General features: G+C 55.2%; 12 protein-coding genes. 4 read left to right on the forward strand and 8 right to left on the reverse strand.

From position 1 onward, the window contains the following. The first annotated feature begins 221 nt into the window (after positions 1 to 221). The 4 genes from HMPREF2890_RS07520 to thiL all read left to right on the forward strand — a co-directional run bounded on the left by HMPREF2890_RS07520 (position 222) and on the right by thiL (position 7,777). A complete protein-coding gene (locus HMPREF2890_RS07520; RefSeq protein WP_083289885.1) occupies positions 222 to 2,693 on the forward strand; it encodes a heavy metal translocating P-type ATPase in 2,472 nt (823 codons plus the stop codon). A gap of 174 nt (positions 2,694 to 2,867) precedes the next feature. After that, positions 2,868 to 5,267, forward strand: coding sequence for a type I DNA topoisomerase (gene topA / locus HMPREF2890_RS07525; RefSeq protein WP_070467213.1), 2,400 nt, complete (start codon positions 2,868 to 2,870; stop codon positions 5,265 to 5,267). A 2-nt stretch (positions 5,268 to 5,269) separates the two neighbouring features. Further along, positions 5,270 to 6,034: a tRNA (adenosine(37)-N6)-threonylcarbamoyltransferase complex dimerization subunit type 1 TsaB gene (gene tsaB / locus HMPREF2890_RS07530; RefSeq protein ID WP_070467216.1), complete on the forward strand. Its 765-nt coding sequence runs from the start codon at positions 5,270 to 5,272 to the stop codon at positions 6,032 to 6,034. A gap of 708 nt (positions 6,035 to 6,742) precedes the next feature. Further along, a complete protein-coding gene (gene thiL / locus HMPREF2890_RS07535) occupies positions 6,743 to 7,777 on the forward strand; it encodes a thiamine-phosphate kinase (protein ID WP_070467218.1) in 1,035 nt (344 codons plus the stop codon). Between the two features lie 88 nt (positions 7,778 to 7,865). Here thiL and HMPREF2890_RS07540 read toward each other — a convergent pair whose 3' ends face one another. From HMPREF2890_RS07540 to HMPREF2890_RS07575, 8 genes are all read right to left on the reverse strand, one after another. After that, a complete protein-coding gene (locus tag HMPREF2890_RS07540) occupies positions 7,866 to 9,059 on the reverse strand; it encodes a DUF4369 domain-containing protein (RefSeq protein WP_070467220.1) in 1,194 nt (397 codons plus the stop codon). Positions 9,060 to 9,073: 14 nt separating this feature from the next. Continuing rightward, a complete protein-coding gene (locus HMPREF2890_RS07545; RefSeq protein ID WP_070467223.1) occupies positions 9,074 to 11,110 on the reverse strand; it encodes a trypsin-like peptidase domain-containing protein in 2,037 nt (678 codons plus the stop codon). Positions 11,111 to 11,447: 337 nt separating this feature from the next. Next, positions 11,448 to 13,067: an MGH1-like glycoside hydrolase domain-containing protein gene (locus tag HMPREF2890_RS07550; protein ID WP_083289887.1), complete on the reverse strand. Its 1,620-nt coding sequence runs from the start codon at positions 13,065 to 13,067 to the stop codon at positions 11,448 to 11,450. Beyond that, positions 13,064 to 14,269, reverse strand: a complete 1,206-nt coding sequence (locus HMPREF2890_RS07555) for an AraC family transcriptional regulator (RefSeq protein ID WP_070467225.1) — start codon at positions 14,267 to 14,269, stop codon at positions 13,064 to 13,066. Before HMPREF2890_RS07555 ends, HMPREF2890_RS07550 begins: the two co-directional genes overlap by 4 nt. Position 14,270: 1 nt before the next feature. Then, a complete protein-coding gene (locus tag HMPREF2890_RS07560) occupies positions 14,271 to 15,728 on the reverse strand; it encodes a PA14 domain-containing metallophosphoesterase (protein ID WP_070467227.1) in 1,458 nt (485 codons plus the stop codon). Then, positions 15,725 to 16,897, reverse strand: coding sequence for an alkaline phosphatase (locus HMPREF2890_RS07565; protein WP_070467229.1), 1,173 nt, complete (start codon positions 16,895 to 16,897; stop codon positions 15,725 to 15,727). Before HMPREF2890_RS07565 ends, HMPREF2890_RS07560 begins: the two co-directional genes overlap by 4 nt. Positions 16,898 to 16,900: 3 nt before the next feature. After that, positions 16,901 to 19,843, reverse strand: a complete 2,943-nt coding sequence (locus HMPREF2890_RS07570; RefSeq protein WP_083289888.1) for a GH92 family glycosyl hydrolase — start codon at positions 19,841 to 19,843, stop codon at positions 16,901 to 16,903. Further along, positions 19,840 to 20,793, reverse strand: coding sequence for a phosphatidylinositol-specific phospholipase C domain-containing protein (locus HMPREF2890_RS07575; RefSeq protein WP_148130719.1), 954 nt, complete (start codon positions 20,791 to 20,793; stop codon positions 19,840 to 19,842). The genes HMPREF2890_RS07570 and HMPREF2890_RS07575 overlap by 4 nt, the downstream gene beginning before the upstream one ends. Between the last annotated feature and the right edge of the window lie 12 nt (positions 20,794 to 20,805).

Here is a 20,805-nt window from a genome sequence, read left to right on the forward strand (position 1 = left end):
TTTTTTTTTCTTGAATCAAGTGTCATCACCCCCATCCCTCAGAGGTATTTCTATTACCGGTAGTAGTGCGCACTAATATCGGTATTAGAAAGAGGGCTGAGTCTAGTATGGTGGCCCTGCATGGCTCACCGACATCTTGGTCTCGGTGAGCTACTCTTTTCCTGACTATATGTAGCTAAAATCGTATATTTGTCTTACTAACCAGATACAGAAATTGCAGTATGAAACGAAATATAGAATGCCATGTGGAGGGAATGATGTGCGAGGGATGCGCGAAGCATGTTCGTGAGGCTCTCGAGGGGCTCTCAGGTGTAGAGTCTGCAGAGGTCTCTCTTGAGGATGGTCGCATCTCAATCAACTACGATGATGAACTGACCGATACTAAAGAGCTTGAGGCTACTGTGCGTGATGCGGGCTACACTTTGGTGCTGCCCGGTGAGGATCCTGAGACTCCCAAGGGTGCCACTGCTCACCCCACCGATGGGAGCGAGGTGTCACAGAAGCGACTCTTCACGGTGACGGGTATGCACTGTGCCGCCTGTGTCAGTGCCGTGCAGGAGCGGCTCCTCAAGACAAAGGGTGTGCGCGATGCAGAGGTCAATCTGATGGAGGGCCGGACACTCATCTCCTATGATGATCGAGAGACCTCTCCAGTCAAGCTACGGGAGGCTGTTCGGTCCGTCGGCTACGATATGCTGATCGATGAGGACACAGAAGTACAGGACAGAGAGCTGATGAGCTCGCAAGAGAGTGCTCTTCGCCTCTTGCTCCGTAAGCTGGTCCTTACTGCCGTGCTTTCAGTCGTTGCCATGGGGCTGATGATGACCCACGAGAGCATCGGTCTCTCTCCTAAGCTCACCTATATTCTCTCCTTTGCCTTCGGAGCAATTATCTATATCTATGCTGCAGGGGATTACGTGCGTAGGGCGATGAAGCAGCTCACCAAGGGATCCTTTACCATGGACACCCTCATCGCTATTAGTACTACTGTCGCCTTTCTCTACAGCACCATCCGCTTCGTTTTTGTAGAGGAGCCGGCACAGGTCGGGCTGATGCATACCTACTTCGATGTCATAGGGATGATCATGACCTTTATCCTCCTTGGTCGATACATTGAGGAGCGGGCCAAGAGACGGACCACTGACTCACTCCGCAAGCTGATGTCTCTCGCTCCACAAGAGGCTATGGTGAAGGTGGGAGAGAGCTTTGTTCGTCGCGATATAAAGGAACTGAGGGTAGGGGATGAGGTTATGCTCCGTAAGGGAGATCGGGTACCCGTGGACGGCATCCTCCTCTCAGAGGGCGCCTTTGACGAGAGCAGTATCACAGGCGAACCTATCCCGGTGGAGAAGGTGGCTGGAGATGAAGTCTTCTCAGGCTCTCTCTCTGTCGGCAGGGCTGCTGTCCTCCGTGCCACCAAGGTGGGGCGTAAAACACTCCTCGGTAGGATCATTGCCACCGTCCGTCGGGCGCAGGCAAGTAAAGCACCCATTCAGCGCATTGCAGATAGGATAGCCTCGGTCTTTGTCCCCGCTGTGCTGGTCATTGCACTCCTTACCCTCTGCCTCTGGGGTCTCTGCTCTGACGCTCCCGAGCCGTGGCTCAGGGGACTGGATCACGCCATCAGTGTCCTGGTGATTGCCTGCCCTTGTGCTCTCGGCCTTGCCACCCCGACCGCCATCACCGTAGCTATGGGTAAGGCCTCTCGCAATGGTCTCCTGATCAAGGATGCTGTCGCTTTGGAGCAGCTGGGTAAGGTCACTGACGTCGTCCTCGATAAGACAGGTACCATCACCGTCGGACAGCCCAAGGTGGTTGACGCCAAGTGGGCTACGGAGGACAACCACCTTCTGAAGTCACTCTTGGTGCAGGCTGAGGAGAAGTCATCACATCCACTTGCGAGTGCGATCGTCTCACGGTATGGGCACCGAGTGGAGGAGGACTTACCTGTGGAGGTAAGGGAGACTGCCGGGGGTGGGATCGCCTTCGATTACAAAGGTAAGACCTATCGGGCAGGTCAGCGACGATTTGTCGGCGATCCTGACTTGACTGAGGGGATGCAGCAGCTGGAGAGGCTCCATCCGGACAGCACCCTTATCTACTACACCTGCAATGGAGAGCTGCTCGCACTTCTTGTCCTCGAGGATAAGCTTCATCCTGAGACTGAGATTGCTCTTAGTCGCTTGAGAGAGCGGACCGGCGTGGAGCTACACCTCCTCTCGGGCGATACTCAGGCTCGGGTTAATGCCATAGCTGCTCCACTCGGCATTAAGAAGGCTCAGGGCGGTATGCTGCCCCTTGACAAGAAGAGCTATGTCGATGACCTGCGCAAGGATGGTAGGGTAGTTGCTATGGTGGGCGATGGGATCAATGACTCCCCGGCACTTGCCTCAGCCGACCTGAGTATTGCTATGGGTAACGGCAGCGATATAGCGACGGACGTGGCTCAGGTGACAGCCCTTGGCAACTCTCCCTTTGCCATCGAGCGCGCCATCCATCTCTCCAAGTCGACCATTCGGATTATCTATGAAAACTTCCTCTGGGCGTCAATCTACAATATCGTTGCGATCCCGCTAGCTGCCGGACTATTCACCTCTGTGGTGATCGATCCGGCAGTGTCAGCCGCTGCAATGGCCTTCAGCTCCGTCCTAGTGGTGCTCAATTCGCTTCGTCTCCGCTCTGTGCGTCTGTGATCCCCCTTGTAGCCAAGGAGTTTCCCTAATAGTAGGATCTAATAAGGCTCTGTGTATCGCAGTTGCCTCAGTTCTTCACGAAAAGAAGAAGCAAAATCAGGGACGCAACACATTAGACTATTAATTGCTACTTTTGCACGAAAGTAAGCAACAGTAATCTCAGAGCAAGTAATAATGGCGAATCACCTCCTTATCGTTGAATCTCCTGCTAAGTCGAAGACGATCGGCAAGTTTTTGGGCAAGGACTTTATCGTCCTGCCCAGCTATGGACACATCCGTGATCTTAAGAAAAAGGGTATGGGTGTGGATGTGGAGCAGAATTATGATCCGCAGTACGAGATCTCCGATGATAAGAAAAGCGTGGTCTCAACCCTCCGCTCCGCTGCGAAGAAGGCCGATCACATCTGGCTCGCATCCGATGAGGACCGCGAGGGAGAGGCCATCGCTTGGCACCTCGCAGAGGTGCTGGGACTGAGTGAGAAGGAGAAGAATAGGATTGTCTTCCACGAGATTACCGAGTCTGCCATCCAGAATGCTCTCAAGAACCCTCGGGCCATTGACCTCAAGATGGTTGATGCTCAGCAGGCGCGTCGCGTCCTCGATCGCTTGGTCGGCTTTGAGCTCTCACCGATCCTCTGGAGGAAAGTTCGCCCCAGTCTCTCAGCCGGTCGAGTTCAGTCTGTGGCTGTGCGCATCATCGTGGAGCGAGAAAAGGAGATCCAGGACTTCGAGCCGGAGAGCTCTTTCCGTGTGCGAGGTCTCTTCGTCACTCCAGAGGGAGAGACCTTCAGCGCTGACCTCACCGACCGCCCCGGATCTGCTTCCGGTGCTCAAAAGGTCTTGGAGGATCTCATTGGTTCCACCTACACCATCAGCCAGGTGAGCGTCACTCCTGCAAAGCGGCAGCCGGCACCGCCTTTCACCACCTCCACACTCCAGCAAGAGGCGTCAAGGCGCTTAGGCTATCCTGTCGGGCTTACGATGGGTCTGGCGCAGAAGCTCTACGAGGCAGGGCACATCACCTATATGCGTACCGACTCCGTGCATCTCTCCACTTTTGCCATCGGGGCATCTGCCTCCGTCATTGAGAAGGAGTATGGCAAGGAGTATGTTCGGACGCGTAACTACGCAACTCACACCAAGGGCGCTCAGGAGGCGCACGAGGCCATTCGACCGGTTCATCCGGAGGCTCCCTCAGCCGGAGCTACAGCCCAGGAGCGACGGCTCTACGATATGATCCGTAAGCGTACCCTTGCCACCCAGATGGCTGATGCCGAGCTGGAGCGCACCACCATGACTATTGATGCCTCAGGAGGTCCCACCTTTCAGGCCAAGGGCGAGGTGATCACCTTCGACGGATTTCTCAAGGTCTACCTCGAGGGACGCGATGACGAAGATGACCCCGAGGAGTCTCAGGACACTACTGCCCTGTTGCCACGGATGAAGGTCGGTGATAAGGTTTCGGCAGAGGATGTCGAGGCTCGAGAGCGCTTCACCATGCAGCCTGCTCGCTACACCGAGGCCTCACTTGTTAAGAAGCTTGAGGAGCTCGGCATTGGTCGACCCTCCACCTACGCCCCCACCATCCAGACGATCCAGAAGAGAGGCTATGTCGATAAACGCACCCTCGAGGGTGTCGATAGGAGCTACCAAGTGCTTAAGCTAAGAGATGGGAAGATCACCCGGTCCACCGGTAAGGAGCGTATAGGGGCCTCTAAGGGTAAGCTCTGCCCCACCGACACAGGGTTAGTGGTTACCGAATACCTTGTGGAGCACTTCCCCAAGGTTATGGACTACCACTTTACCGCAGAGGTGGAGGAGGAGTTTGACGCCATTGCCGAGGGGGAGAAGGAGTGGACCGAGGTGATTGACCACTTCTACCATTTCTTCCACAGCAATGTGGAGGAGGTAATGAGTGAGAAGGAGGACCACAAGGTGGGCGAGCGTTATCTCGGTGACGACACCGAGACAGGTCTGCCCATTTACTCCAAGATTGGTCGCTATGGACCAATGGTACAGCTGGGTAGAGCGGATAAGGATGGGGAGAAGCCACGCTTTGCCTCCCTCCCTAAGGATCTCTCAATAGCTACCATCACGCTTGAGCAAGCGATGAAGCTGCTTAGGCTGCCCCGCGAGATAGGGGAGTATAAGGGCGAAGTGGTGACCGTGGATGTCGGTCGCTTTGGACCTTACGTACGCGTCGGCAAGTCTTTCTTCGTCAGTATTCCTCGCGATATAAGCCCCTACGAGATAGAGATGGATCAGGCCACTCCCCTAATACTTGAGAAGGAGGAGCGTGAGCGCAACAAGTACATCGCCGAGTATGGAGAAGGGACAGATAAGCTTGAGATTCTCAATGGTCGCTACGGTCCCTATATCAAGTATAAGAGGAAGAACTACAAGATCCCTAAGACTACTGACGCGAAGACGCTCACCGAAGAGCAGGCACGAGCAATCGTTGCCGAGATAGACAAGAATGGCGGACCATCCAAGCGTCGCGCCTCCTCGGCTACCAAGTCACGCAAGACCTCAACTACCAAGAAGAAGTCGGCCACCTCTAAGACGAAGAAATAAATATGAACGAAGAATACTATCTGCTCCTTGATACCTCCACTGAGGTCTGTTCTGTAGCTCTCGGAAGTCGGGAGGAGATCGTGGACTACGAGGAGTCCAGCGGATCCAATAAGCACGCCGAGCAGCTTGCTACGATGGCAAATCGTATGCTCAGCCATATCGACTACCGCAGAGACCTCCGAGGTGTCGGGGTCGCAGGTGGGCCCGGCAGCTACACCGGACTTCGTATAGGCGCCTCATACGCCAAAGGTCTCTGCTGGTCTCTCGGCATACCACTCGTCTCCGTGATGACGACAGAGCTCCTTGCCATGACGCTCTTCGATATGGAGGATGAGCTTGACTACCCTAATGCGCTCCTGATGCCGATGATTGACGCTCGCAGGATGGAGGTCTACACCGCCATCTACACCGGCAGCTATGGAGCTGACTACTCCGGTGTCGTTGTCCCTCAGACCGACATCGCTGCCGTCGTCCTTACTGATGAGGATAGTCAGCTCAGGATTAGAGAGATCGTCGGTGACAAGCTGCTTTATTACTTTGGAAATGGGGCGGAGAAGGCAAAGGGTCTCTTTGATGAACTACTACCCGGCTCCCGTCTCATCTATGACCTGCACCCTCGTGCCGATGCCATGCTCAGTCGTGTCATTGAGAGCATAGAGAGTGGAGAGACGGAGGATGTCGCCTACTGGGAGCCCTACTATCTCAAGGAGTATGAGGCAAAGAAGAGTGTCAATAAGGTACTCTCCCGTCTAATGCACCACGATTGATCTGCGAGGACATTCGCCGGCGAAGATAGGATGCTAAAAGTCTCGGGCTTAGTCACATCACTGAATGCGTGACTGAGCCCGAAGTTTTTTGAGACTGTTGCACGAAGGCGATCTGCTGCGTTGCTTTCGGAATTCGGTCTCGGTCACGTACGTGAGTACGCTCCTTTCGGTCTCATCCTCAGCGCCTTGCATCTCATCCTTCGTGCAAAGTCTCAGCACATTTGAAACAAATGTGCGAGAATGGCACTTCGTGCAACATTCTCGTTTTACCCTTCCACCAGATTGCTAATCACGTACCCGATCCAGAGGAGTCTGTGGGCGTCACCCCCTAGTTCCCTGCACTTTCTTGTTGTAGAGACTCCGGTCCGAGTGGGTGGGACTGCAGTGCCGTAGGGGTGGGACTGCAGCGCCGTAGGGGTGGGACTGCAGTGCCGTAGGGGTGGAACTGCAGTGCCGTAGGGGTGGGACTGCAGTGCCGTAGGGGTGGGACTGCAGTGCCGTAGGGGTGGAACTGCAGTGCCGTAGGGGTGGCACTGCAGTCCCATAGGGGTGAAACTCGGGGTGGTGACGTCTGGCTTGTAATGATCAGGCTAAAGTGGTATCATTGCACCCGCATGGATATAATGGAATATGATCTCGGCGCTTCCTAATAGGGAATAGTCGCTGAGGTCAGTAGGATAAAGCCGAACTCAAATAAAGAATAAGATAATGGGAACACTTAAAGACTTAGGAGAGAGTGGGATTATCCAGATGCTAAGGGCACTGACTCGGGAGCGTATGCCCGGCTTAGCGCTCGGCATAGGGGATGACTGCGCGATGTTTAGCTTCTACGACGATGCCTACTACTATCTTGTGTCGACGGATATGCTTATGGAGCGAGTCCACTTCAATGTAGGGCAAATGACCCCGTACCAGCTTGGTCTGCGGTCTCTTGCTGTTAATCTGAGCGACATCGCTGCTATGGGTGGCACACCTATAGCGAGCTTTCTCTCACTGGCGTTGCCTCCGCATCTGGATGAGAGCTGGATCAAGGGCTTCAGTGACGGATATGCTTACCTAACCAACCTCCACCACACCGCCCTGCTGGGTGGTGACACGGTGCGGAGTAATGGAGATATAGTGGTCAGTGTCACGATCCTCGGCAAGGTACTTAAGGGGGATGAGAAGATCCGAAGCGCCGCTCAGTCGGGTGATCTCATCGTGGTATCGGGCACGCTTGGTGACTCTTGCGCAGGACGCCTGATCGCTGATGAGCGGAATAGGAGGATTGAGGCTCATGGTACCGAAGTGCAAACTCACCTCCTCCAGCGGTACTACGAGCCCTCTCCCCGACTGGCTCTGGGTCAGGCGCTCTCAAAGATCCCCGGGGTGCATGCTATGATGGATATCTCCGACGGACTTGTCTCCGACCTCCCCAAGATCCTGTCTCTGTCTCATGTCGATGCCACAATACAGCTGGATAAGCTGCCCATCTCTGAGGAGTTGGAGGCGGAGTGCTCTATGCGTACCAAGTGGAGCAGCGAGACTATGGCCGTGACCGGAGGTGAGGACTATGAGCTGCTCTTTACGATATCCGAGGGCGACCTCGACCAGTTGCCAGAGCCGGACCGGAAGAGTGGCATCCCGCCCCTTACCGTCATAGGCAGGGTCGGCTCTATGCAGGGTGATGAGCCTGTGATCCACTGGGAGAGGAAAAAAAGGCATGTGACGAGAGGCTTCCGCCCCTACAATCACTTCCGATAAGAGACTCCTTTACCCATTGAGAAAAAGAAGTGTGTTCCTTACCCGGATGGGTGGGGAACACACTCGTTTTTTCCTCAGAAGGGAAGGCTTACAGCTGCTTGTCGATCAGACTGCGAAGCTCATCAAAGGAGCTTGCCCTTGCCACGATATCCCCCTGAGCATTGATCAGGAAGAGGGCGGGGAGGGAGCTAATGTTATACAGTCCGATGAGTGAGGAGTATACCCCATCGGTGTCTCTCACATTGTGCCATGGCTGCTGAGCTACTCTATTTTTCCACACATAGCTGTCTCCGTCAAAGCTGACCTGGTAGATCCTGAGACCACGCCCGGAGTAGGTCTGGTAGAGGCCATTGATCTGACTCTGATAAGCGACACTCCAGTCGGTGTCCATAGCGGTGAAGCTCAGCAGTGTCATATGATCCTTAGCTACTTCTGAGAGACGGACCTCCTTGCCATCGATGTCAGGAAGCGCAATGTCAAAGTAGCCGATGCGGCGAACCTCCGGCTGTGGCAGGGAGTCTGCTCGAGCGATCTCCTGTGCGGCCTTCTCCTGCTGACGTACGACAGCTATCGAGCGGAGTGCAAGGTTGTAGAGATGGTCTCTCCGCTCACTCTCGGGATAGAAAGTGTCGTAGACATTAGCCACAGCGGCAAAGATGCGTGAGTCTTTCTTGTCGTAGATATTGAAAATAAGGTTCCCGTCAATCTGCTGAAAGAGGGCAAAGTAGGCAACAGGGGACTTCGGATCCTCAAAGATCACCTCCTGAGCCACATCCTTATAGCTCTGAAGAATGCTGTCCCTATGGTTGGCAAAGTCTGCATAGGGGATCTTGCCTGCATCATACTTCTGGACCAGCTGCGACATGGCAACATTGGCATCCAGCTGTGCGAGCCAGACGTGCTTGATCTTCTCTGCCGGTATTGAGCCCTCAACGGTGTACCCTGTGGCAAAGCTCTGTGCATCGCTATTGATGGTTATCGTCTCAATGGAGTCGACGCTGAAGGGGATCACCTGCTTCTCCAGCCGGAGGCGGTAAAACTCCGGGTACTCAGGTGCCTCGCCACCCATCTTGTACTTCCCTCGCTCATCGAGTACGACAGAGTCGATTGGCTCGATGGAGGTCAGTCCCTGGTGCTCCAGGAAGAGTGTCTTCCCGACAGCACCTGTGATTGTCCCTTGGATCCTAAACTTGTTGTCTCCTCCGTTGCAGGAGGAGAGCATCATCAGTAGACCCATGGAGAGGGTCCCTATGAGAGAGGTAAATAAGGTCTTATGACTCATTATACTATAAGGTGTTAGATGGCTGGAAATAGTGTCTTTACTGTAAGTTGCTCACCACCGGCATCGACGTGGATGACAAGTACCCCCATACCCTCCAGCATCTGCCGGTCGAGGATGGTGGATCGGGACGTGATGGTCTTGGTGTAGACCTTTTGTCCCTGTAGTGTGTATATTGAGAGGTCAGCCCCGCCCTCTGCACGATCGGCAAGCTGCACCAATATCTGCTCCCTGCTTATGGGCGTGAGGGTAAAGAGGGGTTGGCTCTTCTCTGTCCGGTCGGAGTCGGGATTCCCTATCAGCGGATCCATCCAGAGAGCGATGGTGCCACTCTTGAGTGTCCTCGGGCTCCATTTATTTCCCGACCGGGTCATCATCTGACCGCCGGCTCCCCTGTATTGCTGGTGAAGTATGGAGACGCCCTTGGGAAGGGACCGGGTGGGTATCGCCAGTATCAGCTCGCCCCTGTCGGACAGCTCAAGGGGTTGATCAAAGGGGATAAAGACCTCTCGGTACTTGATTCGGTCGAGCTCTGAGTTAAGTGTACCGTGGATGATCTTGCTGAGATCTACCGGCAGGGTGAGTGCCGGTGTATCACCTCCGGTGTATACCTCAAGGGTCATTGTCTCCTTGCCGCTCAGCTCATTGGGCTTTACCTGAGACATATCCAGCATCACATAGGCTCCATAGAGGAGTGTGTGAGGCTTCAGGAGGTAGTGCTCACCGACCGCATCAGCACTGCCGAGGATTTCTACCGAGCTGAGCTGAGTACCCCGTCCGGAGAGAGAGTCTCCCGTCAGAGCGGAGGAGACGTGTGTGATGCGCTTTGCTCGGCTTCGGGGTGAGCCATAGGGGTCTCGACCATCACACGTGAGGACACCGGCACCCCCGGGAGAGAGTGCACGCACAATGCTCTGTGTTGCTTTGCGATTCTGTGCCCAGACATTGGCAAGGGAGAAGAAGTAGTCCGCTGCCTTGGTTGAGCAAAAGGATCTGCCGGCAGAGAGTCCACCCATTACCCTCTTCTCCTTATCTATAAGAGGTGATCCCGATGAGCCGCCAGCTGTAGTCCCAACGTCCCAGGCAGTCACTTCGTAGTGCATATGGTCACCGAAGTAGTGCATGTCCGTCATACAAGTGACATTGACCTTGACGTCCTTATTGTAGTAGTTCACCCTCTTCGTCATGGCAAGGGGGTGATGGATATTGATGTAACTCCCTTGCGGGTGGCTCTCAGCCGTCCAACCGAGGTAAAAGGGGCGATAGCTCTCCGGGGGGATGTTATTGAGTCGTATCAGGCAGGCATCAGTCGGCTTGTCAAATCCCACAACGACGGCACCACTTACAGTCTGAGACATATCCGGCATCACCTCACCGCTACAAGAGGGAGACTCATAATTAAAGATCGCCACAGTGCGCTCAGCCTGATGCTCTATGTCCATATGATTGAAGTTGACGGACAGTACGTGAGCCGCTGTCAGGAGGTAGGGCGTGTTGTCTCCCTGAGTATTGCTGACCATTGTGCCACTGCCGATACCCACGCCATTGATGACTACGACCACCACAGCGCGCTTCATCTCATCAAGCCCCGGCATACAGACTACCTCCGGTGTACAGGAGAGTGAACTGCTGCCTCGACCGAAGTTAGAGCCAAAGACTGCCCGTGTGGAGAGGGGTCTGATGCCATGATTGACCTCACTCAGATGAAGTACCGGTTGCGTACCCGCCGGAGTCTGTAGCTCGATAACCACGTCGTCCGACTCGATCGGTTGTGTCGCCAGAGTACCTGAGGGACTTACATTCTCAGATCCAAAGCCACCGAGGATCTTGCTTCCGTCATCAGTGTAGACGAAGAGCAGAGCACCCTCCGGGAGGCTCACCCGGTCAAAGAAAAAGCTCAGACTAAGTGCACCGGGTGAGCTGATCCTGTACTGCCACACCTGTCGCCCGTCCCTCAGACCGGTGTGCTTACCCAATGTGAGGAGGTCAATGTCCGTCTCCTCCTTGTGCGCGAAGAGATAGACCCGGAGAGCCTCCTTATCTGCAGCCTCCATAGCATGCAAAGCAGAGTCTCTGTCAAAAGTTCCAAGTCGGGAAACCGGAAGGTGCAGCACACTCCTTGTCGTCTCCCCTCCGCCAATGCCGACCGGGCGACTACCCGGTGTGGCAATCTGAGCCGAGCAAAGAGCCGAGACGAGGAGGGCCACCCCGACTAATATATAGGTACGTAGTCTCATATCGCCACAAAATTACCTATTTTTTAATCTTAATCCGATCTGTTGGATGTTCAGCGGTCAATTCTTTTACCGATATTAGTGCGCTCTAATACCGGTAAAAGAATTTCCTAATATCGGTAAAAGAATTCTCTAATATCGGTATTAGTCCGATCGCTCAGGGCTGTGACCTGTCGGGCTGGATATGAAGAGTTTCGCTCTTCCCCTCTCCGTATGTGAGGATGAGTGTGAAGGGGACATTGCTGTGGACTGTGACACTCGGTCTCTCGCCGAGTGTGCTACGCTGGGCGCAATGGAGGTCAATTGATCCCTCGGGACCGAAAGGGTAACGATCAACCCCGTGCGCCTCGAGTTGGCGGATGTCCCAGGTGATAGTCTCCTCCGGGTAGTCAGCCTCAATGCCGATGAGGTACTCGATCAGTAGAGCGATCGGTGCCAGTCCACCCCAGCCGACAAAGTGATCCCGTGCCATAAATCCCGGCTCTATCTCCTCGGGTGCGTAGTACTCGTAGAACGTACCTGTCCGTCTATAGACCTCAAGGACAGACTCATAGTGCCGCTTCGCAATCTTGTACGCGAGGTCTCTGTAGCCTTGTCGAGAGAGACCCTTGATGACCATATAGTTGGTCCCCGGCCAGACGCCTCCCTGCCAGTATCGACCATTGGGTCGGTACTTGGGATGATCAGCGGAGAGAGAGGGGATTGGGTGGGGACGGGCAAATTCGCTCTCCTCGGTGAGGTGTGCGACGAGGCGATCCATACGAGACTTGTCCAGCACGTCAGTCATCAGTGCCCAGTAGGCTCCGATCCCTTTTGCATCGCAGAGTGTGCGATCGCGATACTGGTCGTATAGGAAGCCGCTCTTCTCGTCCCAGAGCTGAGTATTGACATAGTCCTTGAGCGCAAGCGCCTCAGTCTCATAGTCCTCAATCTCCTGCCACCGCTCGATGTAGAAGCCCATCTCAAGGAGCTGGTAGGCGGTCATGATCTGCTGGAGATTGGTGTCGAGCCAGATCATGTGTCCGTGGGAGTAGATTGGGTTGTATCCCTCCGGCACACGTGGCATATTGTCCATCCCTGTTCCCCAGCCACTGCTCCAGTAGGTTCCGTTGCGCCAGGTGCGATTGAGCCGTAGCCAGTCGTAGTAGCCACAGAGCACCGGGAAGATGCGATGAAGTCGCTCAAGATCTCCGTACTGATGGTAGTAGACCAGCTCGCACCATGGGAGAAGGTTGGGGCCGGTGGAGGTGGGGTCGTACCGCTCAAAGCAGTCGGCACCATTCGCCTTGATCTCTCTACAGATAAAGCCATCGGGGTGTTGCTTGGCGTAGAAATTGTTGAGAGTCCTCTGGAAGGGGAAGAAACGGGCGCCATAGCGGGCAAACATCAGGATGAAACAGTCGTCCCACATAAAGAGATTTCCATTGTACGCTGTATCAATGTATGTGGCGACAAATCCTGAACCGGCATCGGGCTGACGGATATTATTGATCGCGATCTTCCAGGCGTCCCAGTACATACGGATCTCTTCATCGTGTCCCTTCCAGTGTGGCAGAGGCAGGATTTCCCTTGCTTCGTCAAATGAGCGGGGGCAAGTGATCTCCGGCTTCATCGTCCGGAAGACATTGTCTGTCACAAAGACATTCTTGACATAAGTGTTTTTGTAGGGCAGCTTGTAGATGGAGTCGTTGCCTGAGCTGATCTGCGATGAGGCAATGAGGGAGGAGGCCGCAAGGGTCAGTAGGAGGAGTGGTAATCTATTTCTCATAAGCATCATGGGTGTGGTGTATTGGTGGGGTGATTGGTCGGACTATCCGCAGTGGTGCAGCGATGTATGCGACGGTACTCCTGAGGAGAGACCCCGAGGACAGAGCGGAATTGTCGGGAGAGATTCTTTGGGCTGACAAAGCCCATCTCATCGCTCAGCTCAGTGATCGGGCGGTCACCGGTGAGCAAGAGGTGCGCCAACTTATCCACCCTATATTTCATAATGTACTTCTGGATCGTCTGGCGGGTAGCGCGCTTAAATCGCACCTCTAAGTGTCGTCTTGAGAGAGGCACCTGAGCCACGACATCCATAACCGATAGTGGTTGAGTGGCATGGTCGTGGATGAAGCGGATAGCCTTGGCTACCTCTCGGTCTCTGATGGAGAGGATGTTACTGGAGGTTCGCTCGGTGATCCGGATGGGGCGTACGACCACATCCTCCAGGTGATCACTTCGCCCTGATAGGTAATGGTCGATCTGAGTGGCCGCTTCGTACCCTCCCTGTACAATGTCGAGTGCTATGCTGGAGAGGGGCGGATCAGCCAGACCACAGATGGTCTGGTCGTCGTCCACACCAAGGATGGCCACGTCCTGAGGAATGCTGATACTCGAGACGCTGCAGAGCTCGGATACACGGATCCCCTCATTGTCATCGCAGGCGAAGATCGCCGTCTCGGGCGGAAGACCCTCGAGGAATCGGATCAGATCCTCCTGGCGGAAGTCCCACACTTCGTCAATAGAGGTCTCTCTGTAGTCGGTGAGCTGGCTGCTTAGTCCCACCCTCTCTAAGTAGGACTTAAATCCGTAGTATCTCTCCTGAGACCAAAAGACATCTCGGTAGCCAATGAAAGCAAAGGAGGTGAACCCCTTCTGCACAAAGTACTCAGCTGCCATCTCACCGGTCCCCCGGTAGTCTCCCGTGACCGCTGAGAGTGAGGGGATAGGAACCTTGTAGTCCTGCGCCATAGCGAGGATGCCCGCCTCTCTGAAGCACTCAACCCGATCACCGGGATCAAAGCGCCCGATGATTGCATCGGCGCCCCAGGCTTTGGCCCACTGGAGGACACCATCCAAGCCATGCTGGCTCTTGTAGCTGGGGGGCATACGGCATACGGCCCAGCGGTCGTGCTCCTGTGCATAGGCTTGGATGCCGGCGAAGAGCTTGTAGGAGTAGGACTCTGTAAAGTCTGTCAGGAGGATCAGTCGTATCATATTACTTATCTGCTGGCTCAAGGAAGAGCATACTCTCAGGGATGGGCTGCCGTGGTAGACTCTTTCCTGTCAGCCCAATCTCGAGTGTCTGTCCCATATAGTCCTCGAAGTAGTCAATTCTCAGCCGATGCAGACCTGCCTCCAGAGCGACCACTCCCTCACGTAGGCGAGCGCTGTGACCTCCGTCATTATCTACCACCTTAGCTCCATCGATGTAGAGCACGGAGCCATCATCTGAGTAGGTATAGAAGCGGTAGAGCCCACGCTCGGGTATGCGGATGAGAGACTCGAAGATGTAGCCAAAGTGGTCCTCATGATCTGCCCCCTCAATTGAGGGGTAGGGCAGGATCCCCTCCTTGACAAGTGTGGCGGTGGTGATCTGATCAGTCTGCTTGATCGTCCCGGTATAGTAGCGGAACCTTACCCCGTGTGTCTCTGCATCGAGAGATACTGCCGGCAGATAGTGAGCTGAGTCCTCCTCCTCGGAGTCAAAGCCGGAGGGGTAGTAGAAGGTGGCTTCTCGACCACCCTCCGGGGTGGCTATCCAGCTGTCAAAGCGCTGCTCTCCCTCATGTAGGACGATCAGACGTCCACCTCTCGGAAGGTCACCATAGGCGTCCAGTCCACTCACCCGGCCATAGCCGAGGGTGATGCCGTCTCGGATAGACAGCGCGTCATTGTCATGGTCGTGTCCACAGAAGACACCCATTACGCCACCTAAGTCCAGTAGTGTGCTGAAGAGTCCGCTATTGAGCGCGGAGGTGGAGATGCCTTCGCTGATATGCCCTTTCCCTTGATCTTTCAGCGTCTCGAACTCCGGTATGGGTATGTGGAAGAAGATCATCGATGGAATGCTCTCCCGGCCACTCTCGTCAAGGGTTCGGGTGTGAGTTTTCCTAAGCCAGTCGATCTGATCGAAGTGGATGTGGTCGTAGTGGCTGATGAACTGGTCTCTGTAGTACTGTCCCGAGTCCAAGAGGTAGAGCAGGGCGGCGATCTCTCCTCCGGTGGAGCTCTCTATGCGGATCTCTTGATTGCCCTTCCCCTCAATGCCCTCCGGTCCCCTGAGGCTGACGCAATAGGGAGTCCCCTCGAGGAGATCATAGATGGAGTCCTTGGATAGTACCTCTGCGTCGTGGTTGCCAAGGAGAACGCCGTAGGGCTGCCTCTCCTCCTCAAAGAATCGAGCGAGAGACCTCCAGCCCTCTACCGCAGGTCGCTCCGTGATGACATCACCGGTCAGCAGGACCAGGTCCGGTTGCTCTGAGCGGATCAACTCCCGAAGGACCTCGTAGGTGCGTGGGGTATTGGCGGAAGTGGGGTCGATGTGAAGATCGGTAAACTGAGCGATCCGAAACGTGCTGTCGGCTCTAAAGCGTAGCACTCCACGCTGATCTTGTGCCGATAGGGTGCTTAGGCTCAGGAGGAGTAGGGCGATGGGTATAAGTAGTCGCTTCATGGCTTGATGGTCTCTTGAGTGCATCGCTCGGAGAGTCCGAGTAGGTGCATAACTTTATGGTAAATCTCGGTATTGTGGTATATGCCGGTGAAGTGGTCTGCTGACGGACCGTAGAGGTATATCGGTACCAGCACGCCACTATGCCCCCCGGTGGAGAAGTTTCCCTCTACTTCGCCCTTCTCCTCGTCTCCGCCGAGGATCGTAAGTCCTCCGGTCTCGTGGTCAGCCGTGACGATGACGAGCGTCTCGCCGTCGTCCTCCGCCCACTTCATGACTGTCCCTATGGCTCGGTCAAAGTCTGCCGTCTCCTGCATCAGTAGGTCGAGATCGTTGGTGTGTCCGTAGTCGTCCAGCTGGGATCCCTCAATCATCAGGAAGAAACCCTCCGGCGTATGCTTCGCCAAGTGATCAAGGGCAAGGCGTGAGGCCTCAGAGAGCAGTTCGCCTCGCTCCAGTGGTACAGGTACGTCCTTCTCAGCATAGACACAGAGTTCGCGTCCGGACGGACTCTTCTCGCCTGCGGAGAAGTCCTTGAGGCTTCGGGTGACGCGATACCCTTTCTCCTCCATCTCGTGGAAGATATTGCGCCCATCAGGTCTGTCGGCAAAGACCTTTGCGCCTCCGCCCATGATGAGGTCACAATTGCTACCGGGGAATTGCCCGATGATCTCATAGGGTGCCTCTCGCTCAGCGCTGTGGGCGAGGAAGGCAGCCGGGGTGGCATCGTAGAGACGGCAGGTGCTGATCACTCCGGTACCGAGACCGGCACTGTGGGCGTGATCAATGATGGTGGCGTAGGGGCTATCGAGACTATCCACAGCGAGGGTGTGGTAGCGAGCCTTGTGCCCTGTACTCATCGCAGTGGCGGCTGCGGCGGAGTCGGTCACGAGCTTGTCGAGTGCTGTGGTGATGACCAGTCCGGTGGCCTGAGCGTTAGAGAGATTGATGTGTCCCTTATTGACAGTACGGAGGGCAGCAATGTGGGCTAGGCTCATACCATCGCCGATCATCAGGACGACGTTACGTACCTTCGTCCCTCCCACTGGGCGAACAGTTACGGTCTCGTAGGTGGAGGGTAGAGTGACAGTCTGACGGCTCGGCTCCTGTGCCGAAGCAGAGAGGCCTAAGAGCAGAAGGCTTATGAGGAGGTGTTTGGCTGTAGCTTTCATGGATTATTTGTGCTTGAGGGTGGGTGTGGTGTAGTCTGTCTGACCGCGTCGACGGTACTCTAAGCGAAGACCCTTGCCCTCGGCACCTTGCCAGTAGAGTAGGGTGAAGGGGTGGAGTCCGCGACTGAGTGCAACCTTGCCGGTTGCTGAGACGAAGGCGTGCGAGCCGTCATTGAGGACAATCGGTCGGTCGTGTATCCGTAGGACGGATCCATCATCGGAAGTGAGCCGAAACTCGTAGACATCGGTCTCCGGCACCTGGATAAATCCTGTGAAAGTAAGCGCAAAAAGGTCCTCCCTGTCTCGCATCTCGATCGAGGGCTGCTCGCAGACGCCGCGCCCGATGATGGGGAGCGAGGCGATCTGATCCGTACTCTCGACCGCCCCGGCGTGGAGCGTCCAATCGGCACCATCGGCAACGGAGGAAACATCTTGCGCTTGGGCGTACTCTGCCTTCGTGACGATGAGTGTGGTCGTGGGAGACGGGTCCAGTCCGTCTTTCTCGGCATAAGCTCGGAGGGTTGCGCTGCGAGTGAAGGTGATGGGCGTACCGGTATACTCCTTTTTCTCCCCCTCATCGATCGTGTAGTAGATTGTCGCTCTCGGGGTTGCTGAGGCTAAGCTTACGCTCACTTGGTCGTGGAAGAGCGTGATGTCATCCGAGCTGTAGACGGGAGACACGAAGTCCTTGCGGGTCATACTGTAGGGCCTCTCCTCTACCACGAAGTCATCCACAGGTTTGTCGGAGAGTGTGAAGGCGAGTGTGCCACCCTCAGTGAGCTCCTTGATGGTGACGAAGAGGCGGTGAAGCTCCTTCCCATTTAGGCTGATGAAGCGGACATAAGGATACTCTGCTGGATCCTTGTCGGTGGTAATGGTGAGCTTGCCTTTCGGGAGCGTCAGAGTCACCTCTCGGAAGCGAGGGGTGGTGATCTGGAGCTCTCCACTCACCGGTGTCACCGGATAGAGACCGAGGGCGGTGAAGAGATACCAAGCGGACATCTGACCGCAGTCCTCATTGCCGCTAATACCCTCCGGGGTGTCGTCGTACAATTCATCCAGGATCTGACGCGTCAGCTCTTGTGTACGGGAGGGACGACCGAGGTAATTGTAAAGGAAGGAAAGATGATGGCTCGGCTCATTGCCGTGAGCATACTGCCCGATGAGCCCTGTGATGTCCTGGAGGTCTCCTGCCGGTGTGGTATCGCTAAAGAGATTGTCGAGGGCATCGAGCATCCCGCCAGCTCCACCATGGAGAGCGATCATTCCCTCCACATCGTGCATAGGAGCAAAGCGATACTGCCAGCCATTGGCCTCGGTGTAGTCTTTGCTTACCTCGTAGGGGTCAAAGTCGGCTCCCCACGATCCGTCCTCATGTCGTCCGCGGAAGAACTTGGTGCTGCCGTCAAAGAGGTGGGTGTAATTCTGAGCTCGCTGGTAGTAGGTGTCCGCAATCTCTGTCTCCCCGAGTGCCTCCGCCATTCGAGCTATGCACCAGTCATCGTACGCATACTCGAGAGTGCAGGAGACGGACTCGTTGTGCGTATTGGCGGGAATGAATCCCAGTCGGGAGTAGGCATCGGAGCCTTTCTTATTGATGTTAGAGGATTTGATCATCGCCTTAAGCACCTCCAACGGATCAAGATTGCCAAGCTGTCCGCTGAGGTAGGCATCAGCCAGTACGGAGACGGCATGGTAGCCGATCATAGTGCGAGTCTCACCACTATAGAGCGGCCAGATGGGTAGCTCTCCTCCCTCACGGTACATCTGCATCATAGATCGGCAGAGATCCGGTACTACCTCCGGGTAGAGCAGGGTAAGGAGGGGGTGCTCCGCACGGAAGGTGTCCCAGAGCGATAGGGTAGAGTAGCTCATGCCGGATGCCCGGTGGATCTCATCGTCCATACCCCGATAGCTTCCGTCGGCATCACTTATCCTATTGGGAGCGACGAGGGAGTGATAAAGGGCGGTGTAGAGGCAGGTGAGATCCTCCTTTTTCCCCTCTTTCACCTTGACTTTAGAGAGAAGAGCACTCCACTGCTTCTCTGTATCGGCTTGGACTTGGTTGAAAGTCGTGCCACGCGTTGAAAGCTCAGCGTTGAGATTAGCCTCAGCAGCCTGCATAGAGGTCTGTGAGAGCCCGACAAAGATCTCCACTATGCCTTCAGCACCGGCATCCAGAGATAGTATGCCCCGTAAGGAGTCGCCCTTCGCGATTTGTCCATCAACCACTTCTCCATTAAGGAAAAGCTTGGCTTCTCGTATCGGACGGCTCAGGTGGGCGGCAAAGTAGACGTGCTGCCTAGGCACCCATCCATTGGTGATCGTGTAGCCCCTCAGTGTACTCTCTGAGGTTAGCTCCAGTCCGCTCTCCACGATCTCGTCCCCTTTGATATTGACTAAGTCGATCAGGAGAGATGCTTCCTCTGCTCCCTTTGGGTAAGTGTAGCGATGGACGCCCATAAGGGAGCTGGCAGTGAGCTCAGCCTTGATGCCGTTCTCAAGCTCCACGCTGTAGTAGCCTGCATGTGCCTCTTCGCGGTCGTGGCTAAATCCCACCTTAGGTAACCGCTCCTCGTCAATGTGCTCAGTGTAGCGCTCGCTGTCGATTGTGGGGAGGAAGATCACATCTCCAAGGTCACTGCATCCGGTCCCGGAGAGATGGGTGTGGGCAAAGCCGTAGAGCGAGTCGTCATCGTAGTGATAGCCTGCGCAGGCATCCCAGCCCTCCCAGCGAGTCTCCGGACTTAGTTGCACCATTCCCATCGGAGCAGTAGCTCCGGGGAACGTATGACCGTGAAACCCGGTCCCAATGAAGGGATCGACCAACTCGTAGAGCTTGTCCGGATCAGGGGTGATCAGTTCTTCTTTCGCACCCTTCCCACAAGAGTAGAGTAGTGGGAGAGTGAGGAGTAGTCCGAGCTGTATGGATAGTTTCATCTTCATATCTTGGAGTTCTTTTTCTTACATAACGTCATGATCGCCAGAGCCTCGGGCATCCCTGCGAAGTCCACAAAGTAGATCCCTCCGGGAAGTGACTTCCTCTCTTGGAGAAGACGATAGGCGTAAGGATTGATCTCCTCCGCCACCTCCTCAGGAGTCGCATTACCAGTCCCGCTGAGGTAGGCGATCAGCCAGTGGTCGGGCATCACCTCAGCATAGTCTAGGACTTCGGTAAGAGCAACTTTCTTGTCACTCATATCAAAGGTGTCGCTGACGATATACTCATCCTCAACCAATAGATCTAATGTACCGCCACAGGGGTTGACTAAGCGTGCCACAAAGGTGGTGTCGTCCTGAAATCCATCAAAGTAGGGCAAGCAGACATCCTCATCAATCCTTGTGCGGAGCAGGATGAGTAGTTTGCCGCGCACTTCCGAGACCTTGGTCTCTCGAGTAAGCTGTCCTCTGTAGAGGAGCCGAGCTACTTCGGGCCTCTCCAGCGCACGCTGAAGAGATTGGATGTATGCCTTCATTTCCTCCTGCGAGTGGCGCTCATCATCCTCCTTACGGAGTGACAAGATAACGAATTCGTCCGGATGGGCGGTGAGAAATTGGGTGAATAGAGGCAGAACCTCCTTGGTGAACTCAAGCCCAAGCGACTCCTCGCCATGATACAGATCCAGACATCCGGACCCATCGTATCGGTCGACGAGCCGGAGGTCAAAGGCACGGACACCGACCTCCAGCTGCTCCTCCAGCGTCAGGTCTTGGCACCGAAGCTGAGGTGAGGCGTTAAAGGCTGCGGCATCATGCGTCCCCACGATCGCAAGGTCGATCAGTCTCGTCTCCGTCGCCCTCCCACAGCCTCCGACCATACCTAAGGTCAGCAGTAGTGTGAGGAGGGTAGGAGTCAGGCTGCCCTTCACTTGGGGCAAAATGATTGCATTTCTCATTGGTAAATATAG

The organism is Porphyromonas sp. HMSC065F10 (assembly GCF_001808555.1).
Taxonomy (GTDB): Bacteria; Bacteroidota; Bacteroidia; order Bacteroidales; family Porphyromonadaceae; genus Porphyromonas_A.